Source organism: Streptomyces sp. H27-H1 (assembly GCF_026627445.1).
Classification (GTDB): Bacteria; Actinomycetota; Actinomycetes; order Streptomycetales; family Streptomycetaceae; genus Streptomyces.
The window spans coordinates 1-25,781 of sequence record NZ_JAPNLJ010000022.1; the positions used below are offsets into that span (position 1 = coordinate 1).

Consider the following 25,781-nt stretch of genomic DNA (forward strand, 5'->3'; position numbering starts at 1 on the left):
CCCGCCACCGGCTCCGCCGCGGCGGAGCCGGTGGCCGGCACCGAGCCGCCCTTCGACGCCACAGGGTCCGCAGCCGCGCCCGACCCCGCAGCCGCCCGGATCCCCAGCTACCCCGCCGCCGAGCGCGCCGTCAAAGCCGTCGCCGAAGCCGTGCGGTACGGGCAGTGGCGCCGGGGCAACGCCGATGTCGGGCAGGTGCCCGAGTTCGAGGACATCGACGAGAGCGGGGCCGCCGGGCAGCTCTCCCGCCTGCTGGCCGGAGTAGGGGAGGAGCAGGTCCTCGCCCTGGCCGACCCCGATGCCCGCGAGCTGCTCGCCCGGTACGGGATCCGGGTGCTCACCACTCTCCCCGCCCCCAGCCCCGACGCCGCGGTCCGCGCCGCCCAGGTCCTCGGCTACCCCGTCGCGCTCAAGACCACCGCCCCGCACCTGCGCCACCGCGCCGACCTCGGCGGCGTCCGCCTCGACCTCACCACCGAGGCCGAGCTGCGCCGCTCGTACGAGGAACTCACCCAGGCCCTGGGCAAGCCGCAGGAGCTGCTCCCCGTGGTCCAGTCGATGGTCCCCCGGGGCGTCGACACCGTCATCCGCTCCGTCATCGACCCCGCCGCCGGCGCCGTACTGTCCTTCGGGCTCTCCGGGGTCGCCTCCGAACTGCTCGGCGACACCGCCCACCGGCTCGTCCCGGCCACCGACAAGGACGCGGCGAGCCTGCTCCGCTCGATCCGCACCGCCCCGCTGCTCTTCGGCTGGCGCGGCAGCGACCCCGTGGACACCCCCGCCCTGGAGGAACTGCTCCTGCGCCTCTCCCGCCTCGTCGACGATCACCCCGAGGTGGTCGGGGTCTCCCTGGAGCCCGTAGTCGTCGCCACCGAGGGCTTGTCCGTGCTCAGCGCGACCGTCCGCGTGGCCCACCCGCCCGCCCGCGGCGACCTCGGCCCGCGGACGCTTCCCAGCTACTGAGGTACGGGGCGGCCAGGGTGCTCCGTGCGGGCCTTAGGATGGACCTCATGGCGAAATCCGGTACGACGACCCAGGGGCTGCGCACGGCGATCGAGCGCAGCGGCTACTACCCCGCCCTCGTGGCCGAGGCCGTGGAGGCCGCGGTGGGCGGCGAGCCGATCGCGTCGTACCTGGTCCACCAGGAGACGACCTTCGACTCCAATGAGGTGCGCCGGCACGTCACCGTGCTGGTCCTCACCGGCAACCGCTTCATCGTCAGCCACACCGACGAGCAGGCCGCCGACGCCGGGTCCCCGTCGCCGTACGCGACCACCTCCACCGAGTCGGTCAAGCTGGCCAGCATCTCCTCCGTGGTGCTCAGCCGCGTCGTCGCCAACCCGGAGTCCTACACTCCCGGCACGCTGCCCCGCGAGGTCGTCCTGACCATCGGCTGGGGCGCGGTCTCGCGCATCGACCTGGAGCCCGCCGCCTGCGGAGACCAGAACTGCGACGCCGACCACGGCTACACCGGCAACTCCACCGCCGACGACCTCAGCCTGCGCGTCAGCGAGGCCGGCGACGGCCCGGAGGCGGTCCGCCAGACCCTGCGCTTCGCCCAGTCGCTCAGCGAGGCGACGGCGGCAGCCTCCGCCCCCGCCCGCTGATGGCGTACTCCGCCGCGCAGAGCTGGCAGGACGAGCCGGAACTGCTGGACCTCGCCGGCGCTCCCGTCCCGGAGTACGGCACCGGATCGCTCGCCGACCTGCTGCCCACCCTCGTGGCCGGCCAGGGGGTACCCGGCTTCGAGGCCTCGATCGCCGAGCTGACCCCGGCCGACCGCAACTGCGTGTTCCTGGTCGACGGCATGGGCTGGGAGCAGATCAAGGCCCACCCGGACGAGGCCCCGTACCTCACCTCCCTCCTCGCCACCTCGCGCGGCGGCACCGGCCGCCCGATCACCGCCGGCTTCCCGGCGACCACCGCCACCTCGCTGGCGTCCGTCGGCACCGGCCTGCCGCCCGCGCGGCACGGCCTGCCCGGCTACACCGTCCGCAATCCCGCCACCGGCGAACTGATGAACCAGCTCCGCTGGCACCCGTGGACCCCGCCCAAGCCCTGGCAGCCGTACCCGACCGTCTTCCAGCAGGCCGACGCGGCCGGCGTGGCCACGGCGCAGGTGTCCTCGCCCGCCTTCCAGACCACTCCGCTCACCAAGGTTGCGCTGAGCGGCGGCACCTTCCTCGGCCGGATGACCGGCGAGGACCGCATGGACCTCGCGGCCGAGCGGCTCGCGGCCGGCGACCGCTCGCTCGTCTACACGTACTACAGCGAGCTCGACGGGGCCGGCCACCGGCACGGCGTGGACTCCGACGCCTGGCGCGGCCAGCTCATGTACGTCGACCGACTCGTCCAGCGGCTCGCCGAGCAACTCCCGCCGCGCACCGCGCTGTACGTGACCGCCGACCACGGCATGGTGGACATCCCCTTCGACGAGGACTCCCGCGTCGACTACGACGACGACTGGGAACTCGGCGCGGGCGTCGCCCTGTTGGGCGGCGAGGGCCGGGCCCGGCACGTGTACGCCGTACCGGGAGCCGAGGCCGACGTCCTGACCGTCTGGCGCGAGGTGCTCGGCGACCGCTTCTGGGTCGCGAGCCGCGCGGAAGCCCTGGAACTGGGCTGGTTCGGTACACCGGGCGAATGCGACGAGCGGGTCCTCGGCCGGATCGGCGACGTGATCGCCGCCGCCCAGGCCGACGTGGCGATCACCGCCTCGCGCGCCGAGCCGAACGAGTCGGCCCTCGCGGGCATGCACGGCTCCATGACCCCGGCCGAGCAGCTCGTCCCGCTGCTCGAAATCCGCTCCTGACGCTCCCGAGCGCCCGCCCCCCACGCTTCCCCCTTCCTGGAAAGGCCCTGTACTCCCCATGCCCGAGCTGGTGTTCTTCTCCGGAACGATGGACTGCGGAAAAAGCACGCTGGCGCTCCAGATTGCCCACAACCGTGACGCGAGAGGGCTTCAGGGCGTGATCTTCACGCGGGACGACCGGGCGGGGGAGGGCAAGCTGTCCTCCCGCCTGGGCCTGGTGACGGAGGCGGTGGAGGCGCCGGAGGGCATGGACCTGTACGCGTACCTGGTCGCCCAGCTGTCGAAGGGTGGCAAGGCGGACTACGTGATCGTGGACGAGGCGCAGTTCCTCGCCCCCGACCAGATCGACCAGCTCGCCCGCATCGTCGACGACCTCGGCCTGGACGTGTTCGCCTTCGGCATCACCACCGACTTCCGCACCAAACTCTTCCCCGGCTCGCAGCGTCTGATCGAGCTGGCCGACCGCATCGAACAGCTCCAGGTCGAGGCCCTGTGCTGGTGCGGCGCCCGCGCCACCCACAACGCCCGCACGATAGACGGTGAGATGGTCGTCGAGGGCGCCCAGGTCGTCGTAGGCGATGTGAACCGCCCGGCGGGAGAGATCGGCTACGAAGTCCTCTGCCGCCGCCACCACCGCCGCCGCATGACCTCGGCCGCGGCCCACGCGGGCGCCCTCTCTCCGGATGTCCTCCCGGTCAACCACGTCTGACAGGGCCCTCCCAGGGGGCCTGAGGGAACCGGTGGGGTCCCCGATAGCGTGTTCCTCTAGGACGCTGGCCGGCGCTGGAGGGGATGCAGCCCATGGAACTGACCGTAGAGATCGCGGCGATACGGGACGGGGTGGGTGGGTGATCCCGGCCGTTTGCTGGGGGAGTTCCGGCGGGCCGTCCTGCTGGTTCCGGTCGCCGACGGCCCCGATGGTGGCCTGATGCCGGCGGTGTCGGGCGGCATCCGCTGGATCTATGCCTTCACCGACGAGGAGGCTTTGGCCCGGTTCGCCGAGGCGCGCGGGGAGTCCGGCCGGGAGTGGGAGTTCCTCTCGGTGCTGGGCGCGCGGCTGGTGGATGCGGTGGTTCCGATGGCGGACGGTCCCGCCGGTGTGGCCGTGAACGTCGCGGACGGGGACGGGGACGGGTCGATGTTCTTCCCGCCGGTGGCGGGGATCGTTCCCGAGGGCAGCGCCGTGGATATCGGTGACCGTGGGGAGGTGGCCTGATGGCGGGGAACGGGGATCTCGAGGTTTCGCCGGCTGCGGTCAAGAACATTCAGGATGGTCTGCGGGCGGCGATCGGGGAGTTGCGGGAGTCGGGGGACGCGGCCGGTGCGTCGATGGGCGCGGGGTTCGAGAACTTGGCGATGACGGGGATGGAGGCCGGGCACGCCGGGCTCGCCACCGACTTTGAGGATTTCTGCGAGCGCTGGGAGTGGGGTGTTCGCAGTCTGGTGCAGAACGCGAGCACGCTGGCCCAGTCGTTGGGGATCGCGGCGGGGACGGTGTGGGAGGAGGAGCAGTATCTCCACGGCACGTTCCGGGTGGTCGCGAACGCCGCGTACGGCAATCCGCACGCCAGTGAGGACGAGATCGAGAAGAAGCCGTGGGGCGAGATCTTCTCCGCGGACGTCTACAAGCCCGATTACAGCGCGGAGTCCTTCGAGAAGAGTGCCGAGGACATGAAGAAGACCTGGTCGGACACGGGGGACACGATCACCTCCACGGGCAGGATCGGTTCGTTGAAGGACCTGCTGGAGCAGGCCAAGCGGGACGGGGACGGTCACTGATGGGGTGGCGGGACTTCGTTCCGGACGGGGTCGAGGACTGGGCCGAGGACCGGGTCGAGGACGTGGGTGACGCGGTCGAGTGGACCGGCGACAAGGCGGCCGGTCTTGCCGAGGACGTCGGCCTGGATGACGCCGGTGACTGGATCCGTGACAAGAGCCGCTCGGCTGCCAACCGGCTGGGCGCGGACGTCGCGGAGTTGGAGCTGGGCCAGACCGAGGAGCCGAACAAGCTGGTCTACGGCAGTGTGTCGAAGATACGCGCGCAGGTCTCCCACCTGAACGACTTCAAGGCGTCTTTCGACAAGGTCGGCAACGGGCTGAAGGGGATGGGGGAGCCGGACGGCCTGAAGGGCAGGACGGCGGATTCGTTCAGGGAGTCGGTGGCGAAGGAGCCGCCGCGGTGGTTCAAGGCGGCGGAGGCGTTCGGGAAGGCCGCAGACGTGATGGGCCGGTTCGCCGAGACCGTCGAGTGGGCGCAGGGCCAGGCCAAGGAGGCGTTGGAGGAGTACAACCGGGCGAAGAAGGTCTCCACCGAGGCTCGCACCGCGCACAACAAGCTGGTCGACACCTACAACAACGCGCTGAAGGCGAAGCAGGACCCGCTGCCGCCCCGCCCCTCGGAGAACTTCACCGATCCGGGTACCGCGATCGCGACGGCCGCGCAGGACAAGCTGGATACGGCCCGCAAGCAGCGCAACGACGTCGCGGAGACGGTTCGTACGGCGGTGCGGGCGGCGCGGGACGCGGCTCCGCCGAAGCCCTCGTACGCGAAGCAGCTCGGCGACGGCATGGATTACCTGGATCTCGCCAAGACGCACCTGACGGGTGGTGTCATCAAGGGCACGGCCGGGATTGTGAACTTTGCGCGTGCGCTCAATCCGATGGATCCGTACAACCTGACGCATCCGGCCGAGTACGTCACCAATCTGAACTCGACGGCGGCGGGTCTGGTCACGGCGGCCAACGACCCGATGGGCGCGGGCAAGAAGATGCTCGCCGAGTTCATGAAGGACCCCTCCGAGGGACTTGGGAAGATGATCCCGGAACTTGTCGGTTCCAAGGGCTTGGGCGCGCTCAAGAAGGGCGCCACGGTCGCCAAGCACGCCGATGACGTCAAGCCCGGCCGCGGCCAACTCGACCAGGACGGCCCCGACGGCCCCTCGCGCGCCCCCAACGACAAGACGTGCATCGACGACCCGGTCGACGTCGCGACCGGGCGGATGGTTCTGCCGCAGACCGACCTCGTCCTGCCGGGCTCGCTGCCGCTGGCCCTCACCCGCACCTTTGAGTCCTCGTACCGGTCCGGCCGTTGGTTCGGGCCGTCCTGGGCCGGCACGCTCGACCAGCGGTTGGAGATCGACGCCGAAGGGGTCGTCCGGATCGGCGAGGACGGCAGCCTGCTGCGCTACCCGCACCCCGCCCCGGGCGTCCCCGTGTTCCCCACCCATGGCCGGCGCTGGCCACTGGATCGCACGCCCGAGGGTGAGTTCACGGTCACCGACCCCGACGCGGGCCGGGTTTGGCACTACACCGCAGAGGGCGCCCTGATTCTGCTCGACGACCGTAACGGTGCCTGGATCGCGTACGAGTACGACGATGACGGCAGCCCGTCAGCCGTCAGCCACAGCGGCGGCTACCGGGTGTGCATCACCACCGCCGAGGGCCGGATCACCTCGCTCTCCCTGGGTGACGGCACCAGGATCCTGGACTACGGCTTCGACGGCGGCCACCTCACCGAGGTAGTCAATTCCTCGGAGAAACCACTCCGTTTCGGCTACGACGAACAGGCCCGCATCACCTCCTGGACCGACACCAACGGCCATCACTTCGATTACGCCTACGACGACCGCGGCCGCTGCATCGCCCAGTCGGGCACCAACGGCCACCTCAACATGCACTACTCGTACGAGCCGGGCGTCACCCGCGCCACGAACGCACTGGGCCACCTCCGGCGGTACGAGACGAACGAGCGGGCGCAGGTGGTGGCCGAGACCGATGCCACCGGTGCGTTGGTCCGTACCGAACGCGACCGTTTCAACCGCCTGCTATCGCACACCGACCCGCTGGGCCACCGGACCAGCCTCTCGTACGACGAGGCAGGCCGGGTCACGTCCGTGGTGGGACCGGATGGCCGTAGGTCGACGGCGGAGCACAACGGCCTCGGCCGCCCGGTGCGGATCGTGAACTCCGATGGCACCGTGGTCCGGCAGACCTTCGACGAGCGGGGAAACCGCACCTCGGTGACGGGCTCTTCGGGCAGCACCACTCGCTTCGCCTACGACGAGCGCGGGCACATCGCCTCGGTGACCGACGCACTGGGCAACATGACGGCGGTCCGCTGCAATGCGGCAGGACTCCTCGTCGAGACGGTCGATCCTCCGGGCAACGTCACCCGTTGGGAGCACGACGCCTTCGGCCGTACCACCGCAGTGACGGATCCACTGGGCCACACCGTCCGCATGGAGTGGAGCGTGGAGGGCCGGATGCTGCGCCGTACGGCCCCGGACGGCAGCTCGGAGTCGTGGACGTACGACGGCGAGGGCAACTGCGTCCGGTTCACCGACGCCGCAGGCGGCACGACCTTCTCCGAGTACGGGGACTTCGACCTGCTCTCCGCCCGCACCGGCCCGGACGGAGTGCGGTACAGCTTCACTCACGATGCCGAGCTGCGGCTCACGGACGTCACACCCGCAGGGCCTGACCTGGTCGTATAGGTACGATCCGGCGGGCCGCCTGGTCGGAGAGAGGGATTTCGACGCCCGCCTCACCGGCTACACCTACGATCCGGCGGGTCGCCTCACGGCCCGCACGACGGCCACCGGCGAACGGATCACCTACGCGTACAACGAGCGGGGCCAGGTCCTCCGCAAGGAGGCCGCCGGAGCGGTTACGACGTACGAGTACGACGTCTCGGGCAAGCTCGCCCGGATCGTCGGCCCGGAAGCAGAGGTCAAACGGTTGCGGGACCGGGCCGGACGGCTGCGCTCCGAGACGGTCGACGGCCGCACGCTGACCTTCACCCACGATGAGGTGGGTCGTCGGACGGGTCGCACCACCCCCGTGGGGGAGCAGACCGAGTGGACGTACGACGCGGCCGGCCGCCGGACCCGCCTCACCACGGCGGGCCGAACGGTCACCTTCGAACGTGATGCCGCGGGCCGGACCCTGTCACGCTCCCTGGGCGGTGGAGCCTCGCTCTCCCACACCTTCGACGAAGTGGGCCGCCTCACGGGGCAGCAGCTGATCGGCCACGATGGCCGGGGCCTGCGACGACGCGGCTACGCCTACCGCGCAGACGGTGCTCTCACGGATGTCGATGACAGCCTGACCGGCCCCAGTGCCATCACCCTCGACGCGGCTTCCCGCGTCACGGCGGTCGACGCGGAGAACTGGACCGAGCGGTACACCTACGACGAGGCCGGCAACCAGACCTCGGCCTCATGGCCGACCTCACACCCCGGCGGCAAGGCCCAGGGGGACCGGGTGTACGAGGGCACCCGTATCCAGCGTGCCGGCTCGGTTCGCTACGAGTACGACGCGGCGGGCCGCGTCACCCTCCGGCAGAAGGTCCGCCTTTCCCGCAAGCCCGACACCTGGCGGTACACGTGGGACTGCGAGGACCGGCTCACCTCGGTGATCACGCCGGACGGCACGACCTGGCGGTACCGGTACGACCCGCTGGGGCGTCGCACTTCCAAACAGCGTCTCTCCGGATCCGGAGAGGTGGTGGAGGAGACCCTGTTCACCTGGGACGGCCCGGTGCTGTGCGAACAGACCACGGTCTCGCCCGACCTGCCGCACCCGATCACGCTGACCTGGAACCACCAGGGCGCGCACCCGCTGACGCAGACGGAGCGCATCACCACGGGCTCCTCCCAGTCCGAGATCGACACCCGGTTCTTCTCGATCGTCACGGACTTGGTGGGCACTCCGACCGAGCTGGTCGACGAGAGCGGGCAGATAGCCTGGCACACTCGGGCCACCGTGTGGGGCACGACCACCTGGAACCGGGACGCGACGGCGTACACCCCGCTCCGGTTCCCCGGGCAGTACTTCGACCCCGAGTCAGGCCTCCACTACAACGTCTTCCGGACCTACGACCCGGAGACGGCGCGCTATCTCTCGCCCGACCCGCTGGGTCTCGCCCCGGCAGCCAACCCCGTGGCCTACGTCCACAACCCGCACACCTGGGCCGACCCGCTGGGCCTGACACCGTGTCCTGAGGACGAGCATCTGTTCCGGGGCACCACGCGCGGATTCGACGGAAGCCCGGGCGTCCAGGAGCTGACCATCACGCCGACGTCGACCGACCCCGGTGTGGCGACGGTGTTCGCGACCCGGGCCCAGGAGTTCGGTGACGCCATCGTCCAAGTCGTCCCGCGCAGTTCCCTGGACGGGGTGGAGACTTATCACGGCTACATCCGGCGGGAGGCGGAGGTACCCGTCGGTCTGACCCCGGCGGAGGTCACGGCCCGTGCGTCGGCGGAGATTCCGTCCGCGGCTGCCCGTGACATCCTGAGGGACATGGGCATCCATGTCCCCAGTCGGATCAACCAGGCGGACATGGACCCCCTGCTGGAATACGACGTCCCTAAACTGACGCCGGAACAGATCTCGGAATTCGTTCGAAGGGCTCATGAGTATGGCGGCTGACACCCACCGGCTCCTCATCATCTCGGTCGAGAGCGCAGAAACCTCACGGGCCGTCTGCGTGGTGCGGAGCCTGTACGGCTCCGCACGCGTCGGGACGCTCTACCAGCTGCCTTCCCCGGCGGACGGAACCGTGGAACTGACGGAGATCGAGTGGTACGGGCATTCCCGGGAGGTGCTGGACGAAATGCACCACGGGAAGGTCTGCCTCGTAGGGTCCGGTGCGGGTGCGCTGCGGGCCGAGGACGCCCTGGCGGTGCAGGAACGGAGGTGACCGGACCTCCGATCCAGGTCAAGCTCGGGACGGCCGGCCTTGGACGACGGGCAGGCGGTATCGGAAACATCCCTCGCGCGGGAGGTCTTCAGCAACGGGCTGGGCGCGCTGACCCGCAGTCGGACGCGGGCTGAGGGTCGCGGTTCGGGGTGCATGGCCCAGACCCTGCCCTCGTACAGACGACTTCGCGGTGATCCCGCTCCTGAAAGTTGGTGGATGGCCCAGTAAAAAGACACTGGCGCTCCGGATCGCCCACAATCGTGACGCGCGGGGCCTGGCAGGCGTGATCTTCACCCGTGATGACCGGGCGGGGGAGGGCAAGCTGTCCTCGCGCCTGGGTCTGGTGACGGAGGCGGTAGAGGCGCCGGAGGGCATGGACCTGTACGCGTACCTGGTCGCCGAGCTGTCGAAGGGCGGCAAGGCGGACTACGTGATCGTGGACGAGGCCCAGTTCCTGGCGCCGGAGCAGATCGACCAGTTGGCGCGCATCGTGGACGACCTGGGCCTGGACGTCTTCGCCTTCGGCATCACCACGGACTTCCGTACGAAGCTGTTCCCCGGCTCGCAGCGTCTGATCGAGCTGGCGGACCGCTTGGAGCAGCTCCAGGTCGAGGCCCTGTGCTGGTGCGGTGCCCGCGCCACCCACAACGCCCGTACGGTGGGCGGCGCCATGATCGTCGAGGGCGCCCAAGTGGTCGTCGGTGACGTGAACCGCCCGGCGGAGGAGATCGGCTACGAGGTCCTGTGCCGCCGCCACCACCGCAAGCGGATGACGAGCGCTGCAGCCCACGCCGGCGCCCTCTCCCCGGACGTCCTCCCGGTCAACCACGCCTGAGCTTCTTCTTCCATGCCGGCGACCGAGTTACCGGAGACCGTGACTGTCGAGACGGTGGATGAGGCCGGGCCGGCTCCGGTAGGTGTCGCGCAGGAGCCCCAGACGCTGCTGGAAATCGACACCGTGTCCGGCGTGAGCGCAGGCATCGCGCAGGTCACGAAGGAGGGCGACAGTCGCGTCGTAGGCACTGGTCTTCTTGGAGGCGATGTGTGCTTCGGCCTGGTTCCAGATGGCGTCCGCCTCGGCGGCGAGTGCGGTCAGGCGCGTGGCGCGGGCTCGCAACCGGTCGCGTTCGGCGTGCCCGTGGCGCTCGGCGCGGCGGGTGTGCGCCGCATCCAGCAGCCGGGCGGCGGTCCGGCGACCGGGTGCGGTCGCCGGGGCGGACGTTTCCCGCAGACGATGCAGGAGCTCGCTGTGCAAGTGGGGCTCCGGGCCGAGGGCGAGGCGCACCAGTAGGGCATCCTTCTCCTCGTCCGGGAGGGCGGAGACGAGTCGCGCGAGCTCCTTCCGTGTCAGACGGGCCGCGGGTTCCGGCGCTGCGGTGCTGCTCTGCGCGGCGACAGCGAGCAGGTCGGTGTCGACGCGCAGGAAGTCCGCGAGCGCGCTTTGCGGAGCCGTGAGTTCACCCAGGCCGGCGGGGACGGGAGGCTCCAGGGAGGACTGGTACGCCTGTTCCTCGTCGTCCTCGGTTTCCCAGGCAGAGAGGGCGGAGAGCCACGCCAGGTAGAGGGGCCGCATATCGCCGGTGGCGAGTTCCTCGCGTACGCCGATGACCGCTGCCAGGGAATCGTCGGCTCCCTCGTCCCAGTCGGCTCCTTCGTCCTCGCTGGTCAGGTCGAGGAGAAGGTGGGTCCGGGTGACCCAGGCTTCGACGTGGTTGCCGAGACCGTACGGTTGGACGCTGCGCAGGGCCAGGCGCTGTAGGGGTAGGCGGAGCATCAGCCGGCGTGTGCCCCAGCTGGCGACGTACAGATGGGCGTCGAAGTACCGTTCCAACAGGGTTCGCGGATCCCCCCGCAGGTCGCCCCAGTGGTATTCGTTGGTGAAGCTCGTGGCGGTGATCCTGGCACGGCTGGAGATGCCCCGCAGTGCTTCCCGCTGGTCGCCGCTCAGCGGCCGGTCGAGGGCCTGGAACTCGTAGTACTGGTACTCGCTCACTGGGAGCACCCTACGGCTGACGGCGGTGCGGGAGGGTAGGTTCGGCGAGGCGGCGAGGCGGCGAGGCGGCGAGGGCACGGAACGGAGCGGTTGTGGACGAGTCTCATGGCAAGACAGTGGGACAGGTGCGGGAGTTGGTCGGGTGGATCGGCGCGGGACGGAAATTGACGCAGACCGGCCGCATCACTCTCGCGGACGCCCGGACCTTGGTGGAGCTGCTGGGCACCGGCGACCAGATGGACCCGGTGATCGGTGACCGGATGTTCAAGACGAAGTCCAGCGAGGAGCTGTACCACCTCAACCTGCTGGCGGAATGGGCCAAGGCCGCTCGACTGCTGAGGGCTGCCGGTGGCCGTCTGCTCCCGGTGAAGAAGAACGCCCGGCTGCTCGACCGGACCGACGGCCTGTGGAACGCCCTCTTCGAAGCGGTACCGCGCATCGGGAGTGCCGTACTGGTCTCGGGGTGGCTTGAGTCGGTCTTCTCGCAGGAGTACGCCGCCGGCCTGCGGACGCTGCTGCATCGGCTGTACGCGGCTCGCGGCCCGGTCGCCGGCGACGCGCTGCGCAGCGCGGTGTGGCAGGCGGTGACCGCTCCCTACATCCTCGACGATGTGCCGCCCGAGCGGCTGCGGGGCTGGCGCGGTAGCAACGACCGTGACGTGCGGCTGTTGCTCGACGCCCTCGCGGCCCTCGGGGCCGTCCGAAGCGACGATGACACCGTGGAGCTGACCGGTCAGGGCAGGCGGGCCGTGGCCGTGATGCGCGGCGAACCGCTCCCCGGAGAACCGGTGTTCCAGCTGCGCATCGATCTGGAGGACATTGTCGAACCGGCGGTCTGGCGACGTGTGCTGGTGCCGGCCGCGGCCCGGCTCGACCAAGCGCATGCTGTGATCCAGGCTGTCATGGGCTGGGAGAACAGCCATATGCACGCCTTCACCGTGGACGGCGTCCAGTACGGCCGGGCCAACACCGAGCTCGACTTCGGGGACGAGCGGGGCGTCACTCTCGGCGCCCTCCTCAAGGAGGGAGGGAGCCTTGTGTACACGTACGACTTCGGTGACTCCTGGGACCACCGCGTCACCGTGGAGCACCGGACCGCAGCCGAGGCGGACCGGACCTATCCCGTCTGCGTAGCCGGTTCCGGCGCCTGCCCTCCTGAGGACTGCGGAGGTGCCGGGGCCTATGAAGACCTCAAGCGGACTCTCGCCGATCCGACGCGGACGGAGCACGACGACCTCGTGCGGTGGCTTGGCCTTGACTCCGGGGTGGGGTTCGACCCGGCCCGGTTCACCCCCGGCGATGCCAATGACAGACTCCAGCAGATGTAACCCACCCGTCCCGGGCGCCACTCCTGGGCGGGCTCGGTGTGGGCGCGCGGCCCTCGTACTCTCGCACCCGAGAGTCGGACGGTGCCGAAGGGCTGCGGGGAGCGGTCCCGGCTCAGCTGACATGGCGGATGCCCCAGTGAGAAGACTTTGGCTCTCCAGATAGCCCACAACCGTGACGCGCGGGGTCTGCAGGGTGTCATCTTCACGCGGGACGACCGGGCGGGCGAGGGCAAGCTTTCCTCGCGCCTGGGTCTGGTGACCGAGGCGGTCGAGGCCCCGGAAGGCATGGACCTGTACGCGTATCTGGTCGCGCAGCTCTCCAAGGGCGGCAAGGCGGACTACGTGATCGTGGACGAGGCCCAGTTCCTGGCCCCGGAGCAGATCGACCAGCTCGCGCGCATCGTCGACGACCTCGGGCTGGACGTCTTCGCCCTCGGCATCACGACGGACTTCCGTACGAAGCTCTTCCCGGGCTCGCAGCGCCTGATCGAGCTTGCGGACCGCTTGGAACAGCTCCAGGCCGAGGCCCTGTGCTGGTGCGGTGCCCGCGCCACGCACAACGCCCGTACGGTGGGTGGCGAGATGGTGGTCGAGGGAGCCCAGGTGGTGGTCGGCGACGTGAACCGCCCGGCTGGGGAGATCGGCTACGAGGTCCTCTGCCGCCGCCACCACCGCAAGCGCATGACCTCGGCGGCGGCCCACGCGGGCGTCCTCTCCCCGGACGTCCTCCCCGTCAGTCACGCCTGAGGGGGAGGGCTACATCCCTGAACCACCGTCCGACTCGGCCCACCCGGGGGGGCCTGGGGGAACCGGTGGGGCGCCCGCTAGCGTGGTGTTCCAGGACGCTGGATGCAGGGCGGGAGTGGGAGTACCTCGAGATGCTGGGTGCGCGGCTCGTGGACGCGGTGGGTCCGGTCGCGGACCGCCCGGCCGGGGTGGTCGTGAACGTCGCCGACGGTGAGGGGGCGATGTTCTTCCCACCTGTCGCGGGGATCGTCCCGGACGCGAACGCCGTGGATCCGGCCGACCGGGGGGAGGTGGCCTGATGGCGGGTGACGGGGATCTTGAGTTCTCGCCGGTGCGGGCCGTCCTCGGCCGGGACGGCACCTTCGCCCCCTCCTGGCTGCGCGGCAAATCGGTTGCCCCGGTGCCTGCGGGCACTCGGCTCGACGCGGCGCTGGGCCGCCGGATCGCGGCCGGCTGCCGTGCGGTCGGGTCCCCGTACGTCCTTGCCACAGACCTCGCCGACGGCCCCGCGACGATCGCCCGTGCGCGGTCCCGGTCGGCCACGGGCACGGAGGGCATGGACATCCGCCCGCCGTTCCTGCTGTGCGCGCCCGGCCTGCAAGGGGCTGTCCTGTTCCCCGGCCCGGGCTACGCGCTGATCGCGGGAACGGCCGCGTTCATGGCGGCGGCGGTCGGGGAAGGGGTCGACGCGGCACGCGCGCGCTTCGGCCGTCATGCGCGCGCCCTGGCGGACCGCCATCCCGACCTGCCGGCCGTGGCAGCCGCGTACGGGCCCGTGCACCGGGCATGGGCCCGGCCCGACGACGTCGACCCGCAGAGCGCCGCCGCACGGCAGCTGGCGCTGCTCGACGCGTTCGCCGAAGGGACCTGCGCGGCAGGGGACTTCGCAGCCGGCTGGTGGGAAGCCCGTCGTGCGTCCCAGGCGAACGGCGAACGACTCCAAGGGGCGCTCGGCACCCTCTTCGACCAGGTGTTCATGATCCTTGAGGACTACGAGGTCGATCCCGGGTTCGCCGAGCCCGGGGACCTCGACGACGTCGGGCTCAAGTCCGCGGTGCTCGCCGCCCGGGACGCCTCCCGGAACCAGGGAACCGGCCGAAGCGGGAACTGAAACGCGGTAGCCTCCCGGGCCTGGGGAGGGGTGGGGGCGGCGTCCACCGCGGAGTGCGCCGGCCGACCTCGACGGCAGGGACGCGCTGGCAGAGGTGATGGACTCCCCCCCGGCGGTGCGGGCGGAGCTGGCGGGGGTGCTGGACGCACTGGACGCCCGGTTCGGGGCCGCCACCGACCAGGACGTGACGGGAGCGCTCGACCCGTGGTTGCGCACCGCGCGCGGCCGGGCGCCGCAGGCCCACGTCTGGTGGTGGCGCGTGCCGAAGTCCGCGCCGTGGTGAGTCCGGACACGCGTACCTGGTTGCCGAACTCTCCAAGGGTGGCAAGGCGGACCACGTCATCGTCGACGAGGCTCAGTTCCTGGCTCCCGAGCAGATCGACCAGCTGGCCCGAGTCGTGGACGACCTGGGCCTGGACGTGGTTCGCCTTCGGCTTCACCACGGACTTCCGTACGAAGCCGTTCCCCGGCTCGCAGCGCCTGATCGAGCTGGCCGCCCGCATCGAGCAGCTCCAGGTCGAGGCCCTGTGCTGGTGCGGAGCCCGCGCCACCCACAACGCCCGCACGATTGACGGCGAGATGGTTGTGAAGGGCGAGCAGGTCGCCGTCGGTGACGTGAACCGCCCGGCGCAGGAGATCGGCTACGAGGTCCTCTGCCGCCACCACCGCTGCCGCATGACCTCGGCCGCGGCCCACGCCGGCGCCCTCTCACCTGACGTCCTCCCGGTCAACCACGCCTGACGGGTCTGTGCTTGCCCGCCCATGCCCTTGTCCGGGCACCTCTGGAACGCCTCGAACCTGCGGCCACGTGGTGGAGTGCAGCCGGACCTCGCAGAGTTGGTCTCAGTCAAGCCGTGTTCACCTTTCGCAGCCTGACCCGTGACTTCAGCGCAACCAATGCCCCGTCCGGTGGCCTGAGACGCTGCCGGAGATGGTTCCAAGGCCGGCTGCTGCCAGGTCTCGGGCCGCCCGCGTCGCCGACGACGGAAATGCTGACGCGGTCCTGAGCTCGGGAAACACCGGCGGCCGGCAGGACCCCGCAGGGCCCTGCCGGCGTGGGGCGTGCCGTCGGGTCAGTTCACGTTGACGCCGGACCAGGCCGCGGCGACGGCCTGATACTCCGCGGACGTCGATCCGTACAGGTCACCCGCCGCCTTGAGGGTGGCCACGCGGGCGCCCTGGTAGTTGGTGGTGGAGGTCATGTAGACGGTGAGCGCCCGATACCAGACCTGGAGGGCCTTGTCGCGGCCGATGCCCGTAACGGTGGCGCCGGTGTAGGTCGGGCTGTTGTAGGCGACGCCGTTGATGGTCTTGGCGCCGCTGCCCTCGGACAGCAGGTAGAAGAAGTGGTTGGCGACGCCCGAGGAGTAGTGGACGTTGAGGCTGCCGACGGTGGAGGACCAGTTGTCGGCCGACTTGCCGTCCTTGGAGGGCTTGTCCATGTAGCGCAGCGGGGTGCCGTTGCCGTTGAGGTCGATCAGTTCACCAATGAGGTAGTCGCCCTTGTCCGCGGCGAGGTTGGCGTAGAACTCCACGGCGGTTCCGAAGATGTCGGAGGTGGCCTCGTTCAGGCCGCCGGACTCACCGGAGTAGTTCAGGCCGGCGGTGTTCGCCGTGACGCCATGGCTCATCTCGTGGCCGGAGACGTCCAGTTCGGTCAGCGGGTGGGTGTTGCTCGCGCCGTCGCCGTAGGTCATGCAGAAGCAGGAGTCGCTCCAGAAGGCGTTCACGTAGTTGCGGCCGTAGTGGACCCGGCTGAAAGCGCCGACGCCGTCGTTGCGGATGCCGTTGCGGCTGAAGGTGTTCTTGTAGAAGTCCCAGGTGGCCGCCGCGCCGTACTGGGCGTCGACCGCCGCGGACTGGCCGTTGGAGGCCGTGCCGTTGCCCCAGGCGTTGTCGGCGTCGGTGTAGAGGGTTCCGTTCCCGCCGGTCTTGTTGGCGAGGCCGACGGTGTACTGGCCTCCGCGCGTGGCGTCCTTCAACTCGTAGGTGGATCCCGTGAAGTTGGTGGTCAGCGGTACAGAGCCGACGAAGACGCCGTTGCCGGTGCCGGCGGCGTTGGCGGTCTGGACTCCCTCGTGGGCGGAGAGGACCTCGCCACTCGTGGCGTCGGTGACGACGCGCTGGCTGCTGGGAGTGCCGTCGGCGCGCATGCCCTCGACGAGGGTCTCGTACGCGAGGCGCGGGGTGCCGGTCGCGGCCCAGACGACGAGACGGGCGGCCCCGGTCCGGTCGACCGAGGTGAGGGCCGGCTCGTCGGCGTCCTTGGCGTTGCCGATGGTGGCCTTCACGGCGCCGGTCGCCTTGGCGGAGGCCTGGTCCGCCGAAAGCTTGGGGGCGAGCGAGGCGGGAGCGATGTCCGCCTTCGCCGCCTTGTCCACCGACTTCACGGATCCCCTGGAGTCCTGGTGGACTATCAGGTCTCCTCCGAGTACGGGGAGGCCGTTGTAGGTGCGCTCGTAGCGCACGTGACGGTTGCCGTTCGAGTCGGTCACGACGTCCTTGGCGACCAGCTTCTCCGTGCCGCCCAGTCCCAGGGCGCGGGCCGTGGCGGGGGCCTCGGTGCCGGCCTGGGCGAGCAGGGCGGCGCGCTCCTGGGCGGGGGCGGGCACGGGGGCGGCCTGTGCCATCCCTGCGCCGGCCTGGATGGCGCCGGCGAGCAGGGCCGAGGCAGAGAGAACGGCTCCGACTGCGAGCTTTCGCTTCACGTAGGTTCCTTCCGGATCCGACCGCGTGTGCGCGGTCGCGCCTCGTTCCGGGGCACCGGGTAAGTGCCTGCAGGGGGCGGAACGGGCGAGGACGTGCTGCTCCGTGGGGTCGATCGGCACCTGCCGGAGGGGTCGGCCGGCGGTGCGTACGGGGCTGACGGAAGCATGACAATCAACTGGCTCGAATGAACAGGTCTGTCATGGAATTGGCGTGGTTTCGCCACGGAGGGGCGAAGGGAGTTCTGTTGGGATGAGGCCTGGAGATGCGGGCAATCCGGGCGAGTCAATCTGCTGGATTGGTGTTACCGGGTGTACGGACAGGTGCGATTCGGTGAATTTGGTACCAACTCCCGCATGGCCGTCAATGTTGCGTGCGTGTGGCGATGGCGTGTTCCTCCGTGGGCCCGATCGGGAGGTGGCGGGAATTTGCCACTCCGGATGGTTGCCCGAATGCCTGGGGTCTGATATTCGGAAGTGAAAGCCCCTGCGGATAAGCCCGTTCATGGCGAAGCCTCCACGGCGCTGGGCGTCGTGGAGGCTTGTCGGGCGGTATGGGCACGCCCTGAACAGCGCTGGTGGGGGAGGTGTGGCAGTGTGCCCGGATGGAGCCGCTCGGCGCGCGCGTCGCAAAGACGCTTTCCCGGCCCGGATGCCGGGCTCGCCAAGGGAAAGCCCGGCCTGAATTGCCGCACCCCGGCGGAAGTTACACGGGTTCCGCCACGGCCGGCTCACCGATTTGCGTGGTGTTCAACTCCATTGGGATTCCCCGCGCATCTCCTGTGCGGGAGCTTCCTGAATCCACGCATTCGGACTGGGGTGGGATGTCCGGGTGAGATCCGAGTAATAGCCGGCGCCCGGCGCGAGCGCCGCGGCGCGCTGGGCTTCCTCGGTCCAGATCTGGGCGAGTTCCAAGCCCGCCGGTGCGGGGACGGGGAAAGAAGTGGGGACGGTGACAGAGGTGGGGGCGGGTGGCCCGGGCTCGGTTGCGCCGCCCGGGACCTGGAGGCTTCCGTAGCGCTCCATCCGCTGCCAGCGCAGACGTGATCCGGCGATGGCGGTGAAGACGGACTGGATGACGACGAGGTACATGAGCTGGCGGTAGACGAACTGCTGGAAGGGCAGGCTCCAGAGCGGTCCGGGCCGTTCCCCGTCGAGATGGAAGGCGTAGAGACCCATCAGGGCCTGGAGGAGCAGGAACGCGGTCCACAGGCCGAGGATGCGCAGCGGATCCAGGAAGATCAGGCCGTAGATCGCGAAGACGTCCACGACCGGGGCCAGCAGCGGCAACAGGACTTGGAACATGAGCAGGTAGACCAGACCGCGGCGGCCGAGCTTGCCGGCCTGGCCGCGCTGGGCGAGTGCGCCGCGGTGCTTCCACATGGCCTGGAGGGTGCCGTAGCACCAGCGGTAGCGCTGCTTCCACAGGGCGCCGAGCGAGGCGGGCGCCTCCGTCCAGGCCTTGGCCCGCTCCTCGTAGACGACGCGCCAGCCGTCGCGGCACAGGGCCATGGTCAGGTCGGTGTCCTCGGCGAGGGTGGTGTCGCTGACGCCACCGACACGCAGCAGCGCTTCGCGGCGGAAGGCGCCGACGGCGCCGGGGACGGTCGGCATGCACTCGGCGAGGTCGAACAGGCGGCGGTCGAGGTTGAATCCGACGACGTACTCGATGTGCTGCCAGCGTCCCAGCAGACCGCCCCGGTTGACGACCTTGGCGTTGCCGGACACCGCGCCGACACGGCGGTTGGCGAAGGGCTGGACGATCATGCGGACGGCATCCGGTTCGAAGACGGTGTCTCCGTCGACCATGACGAGCAGGTTGCAGGAGGCCGCTGCGATGCCGGTGTTGAGCGCGGCGGGCTTTCCGGCGTTCTGCTGCCGGATGACCCTGACACCGGGCAGGCCGAGGGCTTCGACGAGATCGGCGGTGCCGTCCGTGGAGCCGTCGTCGACGACGATGATCTCGACCGGGTGGTCGGACGCCAGGAGGGAGCGGACGGCTGCCTCGATGCCCGCGCTCTCGTTGTAGGCGGGGACGATGACGCTGACGGGTTCGGTCACCGGAGCCCCCCACGGTCTGCGGCGCATCCGTACGTGGCGCCGGGCGGCGACGAACACGGCGACGGCACGCAGCAGGCTGATCGCGCCCGCTGCCCACAGCAGCCAGGAGAGGGCCCCAAGGATCCAGTCACCGGTCCGGAGCGCGGTGATCAGAGCGAGGCCCTGCCAGTGCTCGCCGGTCTTCGCGGGCTGCGCCGCCGCGGGGAGGCCGACCGCGCCCCCGACCGTGGAGAAGGTGAACCCGGACGCCTTGAGCCGGGGCACCAGCTGCTCCAGGGCGGCGACGGTCTGCGAGCGGTCCCCGCCCGCGTCGTGCATGAGCAGGATCTGTCCGCCGGTGCCCTTGGGAGTGGCGTTGGCGATGATCCGCTCGACGCCCGGCCGGCGCCAGTCCTCGCTGTCCAGAGTGGTGAGGACGGTGAGGTAGCCCTCCTGACCGGCCTGTACGACGGCGTCCCAGTCGGCGTCGGTGAGGGCGGTATTGGAGGAGGAGTACGGGGGCCGTAGCAAGGGGGTGGTGACACCGGTGGCGCCGGCGACGGTGAGCTGTGTTTCGCGAAGCTCCAGGGAACGCCGCCAGGCGGAGGCGGTGCCCAGGTCGGTATGGGTGAAGCTGTGGAGTCCGATCTGGTGGCCGTCTTCGACGATCCGGCGGGCGAGTGCGGGGTTATCGGCAACTCGGGTGCCGACGGTGAAGAAAGTGGCGCGGACATCGTTGCGGCGCAGGACGTCGAGGATCTTCGGTGTCCAGACGGGGTCGGGGCCGTCGTCGAAGGTCAGCGCGATCGTGCGCGCGGCCGGCCTGGCGGTGCGGCCTTCCGCCCCCTCGATCACCGGCCCGCCGGAGGCTATCGCAGCCGGTACGGAACCGGCCGGTCCCTTTCCTCGGGGGGCGCCGTCGGCGGTGGAGTCGAACATGTGCCGGGTATAGCCCTGGAGCAGCAGCGCGGCCGAGAGGGTGAGTACGAGCGTGGTGAGCAGCAGCCAGTGCGTACGCAACGGAACGTTGCGCACGGTGCTGTGCCGGCCGCGGGGCGGGGCCTGGCGGCGACGATTCTTGGACAACTAGGGTGTTTCCTGCCTGCTGCGTTCCGGTGGCTTACGGGTGGGAGCTGGGCTTGCCGCCGCCCTGGCCGGGTGGGGAAGTGGGGCGACCGCGCGCGGTGTTCGTCGCCGCCGGGGAAGCGCCTTTCCCGGGGGCGACCGTGGGCGTCGGGGCGATGACGGGGACCCCGGTCGGGCCTGGCGCGGCCGTCCGGCCGGCCGCAGTGGCAGCCGTGGAGGGGGCGGTGCCGCGAGCCGCGGACCGGGTGGGGCTCACGCCCTGGCTTGCCGCGCTGCCACGGGAAGGGCTCGGTGCGGTGGTCCCGGCCGGGGAGGCTGCGGGCTTGGGGGTGTGCGGTGCCGGGGCGACGGGGAGGAGCGGTGAGCGGACCGTGGGGCCGCCCATCAGGGTGCTGATGAGCAGAACGGCGTAGGCGGCGGCGGGTATGACGAGCAGACGGCCCATCCGGCGCACCCGGCGCTGTCGGCGCCCCGATGCGTCAACGAAGACGGGGCTCGGCTCGTGAGCATGCGGCGGCGGGGCATCCACCGGGGCCAGGTGGCCGTCCGTGACCCCGGGGATCGGCACATTGCCCTCGGTCAGGGTGCCAAGTCGTCGTTGCATCGGTGGGGCCTCTAGGGGTAGCGGGGTCGGGCCGGGCGGTCGGGAACGCGGGTTGGGCTTACGGGTTACCCCTTGGGGCGACTGGTCGGGGGGCCGGGCCGGCTGTCCGGAGGGCCGGTCGGGTGGTCGCTGGGTTCGTTCGGCGTGCGGGTCTGGGCCGGGCCCGCCGTGGTGGGCCGTTTGCCCGGCTCCGGGGCGCCCGGCGTCGGGCGGCCGCTCGGCCGTCCGGCCGGGGTATGGCTTGCCGGGGCCGTCGGATCAAGGCCCGGTCCGGCTGTGGCGTCCACCACAGGGGCGCAGTAGCGAGGGACGTTCTCCGGACTTCCGGCCGCGGCGACCAGAAAGGCGAAGCGCTGTTCGGCCGGCACGCCCTTGGGATTCGCGCCGATCGCCCGGGCATAGGCACGACAGGGTTCCACCAGGTCCGTGGGCACGGGTGCGATGGGCCTCCTCGTGACGGAGGGCGCGGCCGCGCCGGACGTGGCACCACCCGACGTGGGCGCGGCCGAAGTCGCCGCCGGCCCCGGCTCGCTGCGGGCGGGATCGCCGCCCAGCGCGGCAGGCAGGTGACCGGTGCCGGCAGCGACGGCGACGCCGCCGAGCGCGGTGGCGACGACGAGGGCCGCGACCTTGGCGCTCAGGAGCTTCGCCAGCGTCGACGTTGGCATCGGCCCCCTCCGGGGGCGGTGCTGAGGAACAGGATCGGGTGCGAGGCGAACAGCCCGGAACGCGGCCAGCGCCGCCTGTTCGCCGGCCAGCTCATTTTCCGCAGCGGGAGCGGCAGCGGCGGCGAGCAGTCCCGCGAGGGCGTCGTGGTCGCCCGACGATGCGACAGGGCCCCGGCCGAGCAGCTGCTCGGCGGTGCTCTGGTCGATCCGACGGGGACGGTTGGTGCTCATCTCATGCCCTTCAGCGTTGGTGGCGTCTTCGGTGTCACTCCCCGGGCGGAACTTTCTGCCGGCGTCTGCGACGGGTGCGCTGCCGAGGCTGCTCCGGTGCCCGCTCCCGTGGCGGTGCCCGCTGTTCGCCGCGATCCTTCGAGCCGTTCGGCGAGCTTGCGCAGGCCGCGATGAGAGGCCATCCGCACCGCGCCGGCCCGCTTGCCGAGCACCCGCGCGGTGGTCTCCGCGTCCAGATCCATGACCACTCTGAGCAGCACGGCCTCGGCCTGGTCGCGAGGCAAGGTGGCTATGAGAGCCAGTGCCGCCGTCGTGTCCACCGTGGCCAGGGCCGCGGCCTCGGTGTCGTCGGCCGCCGGCCGGTCGCCGAGCAGGTCCTCCACCGGCACACCGCTGACCGGCCGACGGCGCTGGGCGCGCAACAGGTCCATCGCCCGGTTCCGGCCGATCGTCGCCGCCCAGCCGCGGAATCCGTCGTAGTCCCCTCGGAACGAACCGAGGTCCCGGGCGATCTGTAGCCACGTCTCCGAGGCCACGTCCTCGGCCTCCGCGCCGACCAGCACCCTCAGGTAGCGCAGCAGGCCGGGCTGGACGGCACGGAACAATGCTCCGAAGGCGGCCTCGTCACCGTTCCGGGCGGCTTTCACCTCCTCGGACATCTCCGCAGGGCCGCGCTGGGGGGGCACCCCGGGGTTCCCCGTCTCGTCCTCGGCCTCTCCGGACCGCTCCGCATTCTGCACCGGGTCATCATGCGGCACGGTCCGCCCGGGCCCTCCGGCAGGCGGCGAGCGAGCCCGGCGAACCGGTTGCGTACGAGCCCTGGCTAAGACGGGCCGGGGTGCGCGATGATCACGCCGCATCACGTCAGCACCCTGTCCCGTGCATCACATCCCAACCCGGAGGATGTCCATGGATCGCCGCACACCCCGCGGCCTCACCGCCGCAGCCACCGCCACCGTGGCCCTGTTCGCCCTGGCCGGACCGGCCACGGCCTCGGGTCCGGCCAGGGCCGGCGCTCTGCCCCAAGCCCGTGTCTTCATGGTCAGCCCGGTCCAGTCCTCGGGCGATCAGATGCTCACCGACTCCAAGGACGCCGCGGCCGCCGTACCGTCCTCCGCCTACGCCACGGCCGCGCTGCGCAACCTGGACGGCAGCGGCGGACTGTCGGGGAAGTGGGCCTACGTCCGATCGGACACGGGCGCCTCGGCGAACGTCGCCGACGTGGGCGCCTTCACCCGCGCCGACGACCAGTTCGAGCAGGTCATGGCCTACTTCTGGGTCAACGAGGCACAGGAGTACCTGCAGGGCCTGGGCTTCGGAAGTGAGCTGCCCGGGGCCAACGACCGGGCCCAGCCCGTTCGCATCAACCAATGGGGTGCCGACAACTCCTTCTTCACCGACAAGAAGGCGGAGATCCGGTTCGGCAAGGGCGGAGTCGACGATGCCGAGGACGCCGAGGTGATCGTCCACGAATACGGGCACGCGGTGCACAACGCCCAGGTTCCCGGCTTCGGTACCTCCCCCGAAGCCGGAGCGATAGGCGAGGCCTTCGGCGACTACCTTGCCGTCGAGGTCGGCTCCTTCGCGGACGCCGCCTACGGGTGGCCGCGGAAGACGGACCTGGCATGCGTCGGCGACTGGGACTCGGTGACGTACAGCTCCGCCCCGCACTGCCTGCGCCGGATCGACGGGAACAAGGTCTACGCGGACCGGGTCGGTGAGGTCCACGCCGACGGCGAGATCTGGTCCCGCGCCCTCTTCGACATCCGGGGCGCACTGGGCGGCAGGACCGCCGACCGCATCATCGTCAACGCGCAGTTCGGCTTCGCGCCCGACACCAGCTTCCAGGACGCGGCACTGAAGACGATCGCCACCGCTCAGCGCATGTACGGCAAGAGTGCCGCGGACGCCGTGCGCCAGGCGTTCAGTGCCCGTCAGATCCCGGGAATCCAGTAAGGCCCGCCTGTTGGCGGCCGGCACGGCAAGGGGGTGCCGGCCGTCGGCAGGAGAACCGGCCGGGCGGGCGAGGGCAAGCTGTCCTCCCCGCCTGGGCCTGGTGACGGAGGCGGTGGAGGCCCGGCCAAGTGCTTGGAAGGCACCGGATGCGCGCCGAGACGATGCGCCCCTGAGCTGCACGAACGGCTGCGGCACGCGGCTGGTTACCCAAAGGTTCCGCCATTCTCGGGAATCCCGTGCCGGCCCTGCTACCCCCCCCCGCAGGCGTTGTCGGTGACTACGGCTGGTGCCCGTCCCCTCCAGGGAGCCGAGGGCGAGGGAGGCCTGTCGGAGCCATGGCAGGCGGCGTCGACAGCTAGGGGCAGGACTCCTCGGTCTTGGCGACGGTGAAGGCCAATGGCTGACCGGTGAGGGCGGCGCCGGCCTTCGGGCCCTGCGTGCAGACCTTCCAGTTCGACTCCTGGAGGACCATGCGGCTCTGTACCGCGTCCTTCACGGTGATGCTCGCATTGCCCGGGAGCGCGGAACGGGCGGCCCTCATCGCCTGGCCGACGAAGTTCGGCATGACGTCGCCCGCGGGTTTCGGGGTGGGCGCGTCCGTGGCGGGGCAGGTTTCTTCGAGCTTGACCGCGCCGAAGTCCACAGTGGTCTTGGTGTCGAGGCCCGCGCCCGGCCCTGGGGTCTGGCTGCACACCTTCCAGTTCCGGTCGAGAGCCTGGAGCCGCTCGCGGCCGAGGGCGTCGTGCGACCTGAGGACGAAGAAGCCGGCCCGCTGCGCTTCGTCCTGGGCCGTCTGGAGGCCCTTGCCGACGAGGTCGGGCAGGGTGGCCGTCTTGGCGGAAGGGGCGGGGCTGGACGCCGCCGGGGTGGTGGTAGCCGGGGCGCCGGTCGTTGCGGGCTTCCCGCTGTCGGCGGCCTGCGGGTCGCACGCGGTGAGGGCGATGACACTCGCGGCAGCCAGGAGGGTGATGGTGCGGTGTGTGCGCATCGCGCCATGTTCGCGGGGTCTGGGTGGCTGTGTGGGCGCTGTGACTGGTCTGTGACGCATGAAGGCCCGTGCTGGGGCGGTCCTGCCTCCGTGAGGGGACGGGCTCCGGGGCGGTCAGTCAGCTCCGAGGGACGCGGCGAATACGCGCTGGAAGAGATCCGGTTGACCCTGGAGGCTCTCGACGGCACCGACCTCGAGCCCGAGGAGATCGCCCACGTCCTGCGGGGCGCCATCGGTGCCGGCGGACTCGGGGCCGGGGTCGTGGGCTAGTCACGGAATCCTCCGGCGCCGTGTGCCGGACATGGGGGATACGGTGCGCGGTGTCCCCGGCGTGCTTGCCGAGCATGGCTCTGACCAGGTACTTAGGGCAGAGCAGGGTGAGTAGGCGTACTCAGGTGGTGGGCCTCGGCAGCTTCGAGACTGGGGAGTCCTTCCGGAGTCCGCCCCGCGCCCCGCGGACTGGGTGCCGGACACGTCCGAGGCCGACAAGTTCGACATGTTGGACGGCTTCGGCTTCTCCGCTGCGGTCCTGGTCAGCGCCCTGATCAACGCCGCGGCGATCTGGGCCCTGCTCCGCTACGTGACGCGGCGGCGCGGCGCCGGTAGTGCGCAGGTCTAGCCGTACGGACATTCTGTCTCGTCGGGTCCGGTGCGGGTGCGCTGCGGGCCGAGGAAGCCCTGGTGGTACAGGAACGGAGGTGACCGGACCTCCGATCCCGGTCAAGCTCGGGAGGGCCGGCCTTGGACGACGGGCAGGCGGTATCGGAAACATCCCCCGCGCGCGAGGTCTTCAGCAACGGGCTGGGCGC

General features: G+C 70.8%; 22 protein-coding genes and 2 pseudogenes. 17 read left to right on the forward strand and 7 right to left on the reverse strand.

The features are described 5' to 3' along the window. The 9 genes and pseudogenes from OTB20_RS23345 to OTB20_RS23390 all read left to right on the forward strand — a co-directional run. The coding region (locus OTB20_RS23345; RefSeq protein WP_267820309.1) for an acetate--CoA ligase family protein at positions 1-963 on the forward strand (963 nt) is incomplete at its 5' end. A 47-nt stretch (positions 964-1,010) separates the two neighbouring features. Beyond that, positions 1,011-1,607 carry a DUF5998 family protein gene (locus OTB20_RS23350; protein ID WP_267758490.1) on the forward strand — a complete coding sequence of 199 codons (597 nt, stop codon included), beginning with the start codon at positions 1,011-1,013 and terminating at the stop codon, positions 1,605-1,607. Beyond that, the gene (locus OTB20_RS23355; RefSeq protein WP_267820311.1) at positions 1,607-2,812 is read left to right on the forward strand and encodes an alkaline phosphatase family protein; all 1,206 of its coding nucleotides are present in this window, start codon (positions 1,607-1,609) and stop codon (positions 2,810-2,812) included. The genes OTB20_RS23350 and OTB20_RS23355 overlap by 1 nt, the downstream gene beginning before the upstream one ends. A 58-nt stretch (positions 2,813-2,870) precedes the next feature. Continuing rightward, entirely contained in the window at positions 2,871-3,521 is a 651-nt protein-coding gene (locus OTB20_RS23360; protein WP_267820312.1) for a thymidine kinase, read from the forward strand. A 135-nt stretch (positions 3,522-3,656) separates the two neighbouring features. Then, positions 3,657-4,028 (forward strand): hypothetical protein, encoded by a 372-nt coding sequence (locus OTB20_RS23365; RefSeq protein ID WP_324290408.1) that lies wholly within the window; start codon positions 3,657-3,659, stop codon positions 4,026-4,028. Further along, on the forward strand, positions 4,028-4,591 hold the full coding sequence (locus tag OTB20_RS23370) for a hypothetical protein (protein ID WP_267820314.1): 564 nt from the start codon (positions 4,028-4,030) through the stop codon (positions 4,589-4,591). The genes OTB20_RS23365 and OTB20_RS23370 overlap by 1 nt, the downstream gene beginning before the upstream one ends. Then, positions 4,591-9,244: pseudogene (locus tag OTB20_RS42850) on the forward strand (putative T7SS-secreted protein). Before OTB20_RS23370 ends, OTB20_RS42850 begins: the two are co-directional and overlap by 1 nt. After that, the gene (locus tag OTB20_RS23385) at positions 9,228-9,515 is read left to right on the forward strand and encodes a hypothetical protein (RefSeq protein ID WP_267820317.1); all 288 of its coding nucleotides are present in this window, start codon (positions 9,228-9,230) and stop codon (positions 9,513-9,515) included. Before OTB20_RS42850 ends, OTB20_RS23385 begins: the two are co-directional and overlap by 17 nt. Before the next feature lie 190 nt (positions 9,516-9,705). Further along, a complete protein-coding gene (locus tag OTB20_RS23390; protein ID WP_267820318.1) occupies positions 9,706-10,350 on the forward strand; it encodes a thymidine kinase in 645 nt (214 codons plus the stop codon). Positions 10,351-10,377: 27 nt separating this feature from the next. Here OTB20_RS23390 and OTB20_RS23395 read toward each other — a convergent pair whose 3' ends face one another. Next, entirely contained in the window at positions 10,378-11,508 is a 1,131-nt protein-coding gene (locus tag OTB20_RS23395) for a hypothetical protein (RefSeq protein ID WP_267820320.1), read from the reverse strand. A gap of 92 nt (positions 11,509-11,600) precedes the next feature. On the opposite strand from OTB20_RS23395, the gene OTB20_RS23400 reads away from it, so the two are divergent. The 6 genes and pseudogenes from OTB20_RS23400 to OTB20_RS23425 all read left to right on the forward strand — a co-directional run. Next, positions 11,601-12,836, forward strand: a complete 1,236-nt coding sequence (locus tag OTB20_RS23400; protein WP_267820321.1) for a plasmid pRiA4b ORF-3 family protein — start codon at positions 11,601-11,603, stop codon at positions 12,834-12,836. A gap of 147 nt (positions 12,837-12,983) precedes the next feature. Beyond that, positions 12,984-13,583: a thymidine kinase gene (locus OTB20_RS23405; protein ID WP_267820323.1), complete on the forward strand. Its 600-nt coding sequence runs from the start codon at positions 12,984-12,986 to the stop codon at positions 13,581-13,583. 131 nt (positions 13,584-13,714) lie between these two features. After that, on the forward strand, positions 13,715-13,882 hold the full coding sequence (locus OTB20_RS23410; protein WP_324290409.1) for a hypothetical protein: 168 nt from the start codon (positions 13,715-13,717) through the stop codon (positions 13,880-13,882). Beyond that, entirely contained in the window at positions 13,882-14,694 is an 813-nt protein-coding gene (locus OTB20_RS23415; protein ID WP_267820324.1) for a hypothetical protein, read from the forward strand. The genes OTB20_RS23410 and OTB20_RS23415 overlap by 1 nt, the downstream gene beginning before the upstream one ends. Before the next feature lie 97 nt (positions 14,695-14,791). Beyond that, positions 14,792-14,977 carry a hypothetical protein gene (locus tag OTB20_RS23420; protein WP_267820326.1) on the forward strand — a complete coding sequence of 62 codons (186 nt, stop codon included), beginning with the start codon at positions 14,792-14,794 and terminating at the stop codon, positions 14,975-14,977. 7 nt (positions 14,978-14,984) lie between these two features. Then, positions 14,985-15,435 (forward strand): annotated as a pseudogene (locus tag OTB20_RS23425) (thymidine kinase); the annotation flags it as partial. A 332-nt stretch (positions 15,436-15,767) separates the two neighbouring features. Here OTB20_RS23425 and OTB20_RS23430 read toward each other — a convergent pair. The 5 genes from OTB20_RS23430 to OTB20_RS23450 all read right to left on the reverse strand — a co-directional run bounded on the left by OTB20_RS23430 (position 15,768) and on the right by OTB20_RS23450 (position 22,768). Beyond that, positions 15,768-17,402, reverse strand: coding sequence for a M4 family metallopeptidase (locus OTB20_RS23430; protein ID WP_267820328.1), 1,635 nt, complete (start codon positions 17,400-17,402; stop codon positions 15,768-15,770). Positions 17,403-18,149: 747 nt separating this feature from the next. Continuing rightward, a complete protein-coding gene (locus tag OTB20_RS23435; RefSeq protein ID WP_267820330.1) occupies positions 18,150-20,525 on the reverse strand; it encodes a bifunctional polysaccharide deacetylase/glycosyltransferase family 2 protein in 2,376 nt (791 codons plus the stop codon). Positions 20,526-20,559: 34 nt separating this feature from the next. Next, positions 20,560-21,129, reverse strand: a complete 570-nt coding sequence (locus OTB20_RS23440; RefSeq protein WP_267820332.1) for a hypothetical protein — start codon at positions 21,127-21,129, stop codon at positions 20,560-20,562. 65 nt (positions 21,130-21,194) lie between these two features. Beyond that, positions 21,195-22,028, reverse strand: coding sequence for a hypothetical protein (locus OTB20_RS23445; protein WP_267820334.1), 834 nt, complete (start codon positions 22,026-22,028; stop codon positions 21,195-21,197). Continuing rightward, positions 22,025-22,768 (reverse strand): RNA polymerase sigma factor, encoded by a 744-nt coding sequence (locus OTB20_RS23450; RefSeq protein ID WP_420716471.1) that lies wholly within the window; start codon positions 22,766-22,768, stop codon positions 22,025-22,027. The genes OTB20_RS23445 and OTB20_RS23450 overlap by 4 nt, the downstream gene beginning before the upstream one ends. A 169-nt stretch (positions 22,769-22,937) precedes the next feature. On the opposite strand from OTB20_RS23450, the gene OTB20_RS23455 reads away from it, so the two are divergent. After that, complete coding sequence (locus tag OTB20_RS23455) at positions 22,938-23,984, forward strand: M4 family metallopeptidase (protein WP_267820336.1); 1,047 nt, start codon at positions 22,938-22,940, stop codon at positions 23,982-23,984. Between the two features lie 355 nt (positions 23,985-24,339). Here the strand turns inward: OTB20_RS23455 and OTB20_RS23460 are convergent, their stop codons facing one another. Continuing rightward, positions 24,340-24,972, reverse strand: coding sequence for a hypothetical protein (locus tag OTB20_RS23460; RefSeq protein WP_267820338.1), 633 nt, complete (start codon positions 24,970-24,972; stop codon positions 24,340-24,342). A 463-nt stretch (positions 24,973-25,435) separates the two neighbouring features. On the opposite strand from OTB20_RS23460, the gene OTB20_RS23470 reads away from it, so the two are divergent. Next, positions 25,436-25,591, forward strand: coding sequence for a hypothetical protein (locus OTB20_RS23470; RefSeq protein ID WP_267820340.1), 156 nt, complete (start codon positions 25,436-25,438; stop codon positions 25,589-25,591). Positions 25,592-25,781 lie beyond the last annotated feature (190 nt).

Bases quoted from the DNA above. Each gene is read 5' to 3' on its own strand.
- OTB20_RS23385 (WP_267820317.1), top strand. From the start codon at position 9,228: ATGAGTATGGCGGCTGACACCCACCGGCTCCTCATCATCTCGGTCGAG.
- OTB20_RS23460 (WP_267820338.1), bottom strand. From the start codon at position 24,972: ATGCGCACACACCGCACCATCACCCTCCTGGCTGCCGCGAGTGTCATC.
- OTB20_RS23350 (WP_267758490.1), top strand. From the start codon at position 1,011: ATGGCGAAATCCGGTACGACGACCCAGGGGCTGCGCACGGCGATCGAG.
- OTB20_RS23455 (WP_267820336.1), top strand. From the start codon at position 22,938: ATGGATCGCCGCACACCCCGCGGCCTCACCGCCGCAGCCACCGCCACC.
- OTB20_RS23410 (WP_324290409.1), top strand. From the start codon at position 13,715: ATGCTGGGTGCGCGGCTCGTGGACGCGGTGGGTCCGGTCGCGGACCGC.
- OTB20_RS23415 (WP_267820324.1), top strand. From the start codon at position 13,882: ATGGCGGGTGACGGGGATCTTGAGTTCTCGCCGGTGCGGGCCGTCCTC.
- OTB20_RS23440 (WP_267820332.1), bottom strand. From the start codon at position 21,129: ATGCAACGACGACTTGGCACCCTGACCGAGGGCAATGTGCCGATCCCC.
- OTB20_RS23420 (WP_267820326.1), top strand. From the start codon at position 14,792: ATGGACTCCCCCCCGGCGGTGCGGGCGGAGCTGGCGGGGGTGCTGGAC.
- OTB20_RS23355 (WP_267820311.1), top strand. From the start codon at position 1,607: ATGGCGTACTCCGCCGCGCAGAGCTGGCAGGACGAGCCGGAACTGCTG.
- OTB20_RS23370 (WP_267820314.1), top strand. From the start codon at position 4,028: ATGGCGGGGAACGGGGATCTCGAGGTTTCGCCGGCTGCGGTCAAGAAC.
- OTB20_RS23360 (WP_267820312.1), top strand. From the start codon at position 2,871: ATGCCCGAGCTGGTGTTCTTCTCCGGAACGATGGACTGCGGAAAAAGC.
- OTB20_RS23445 (WP_267820334.1), bottom strand. From the start codon at position 22,028: ATGAGCACCAACCGTCCCCGTCGGATCGACCAGAGCACCGCCGAGCAG.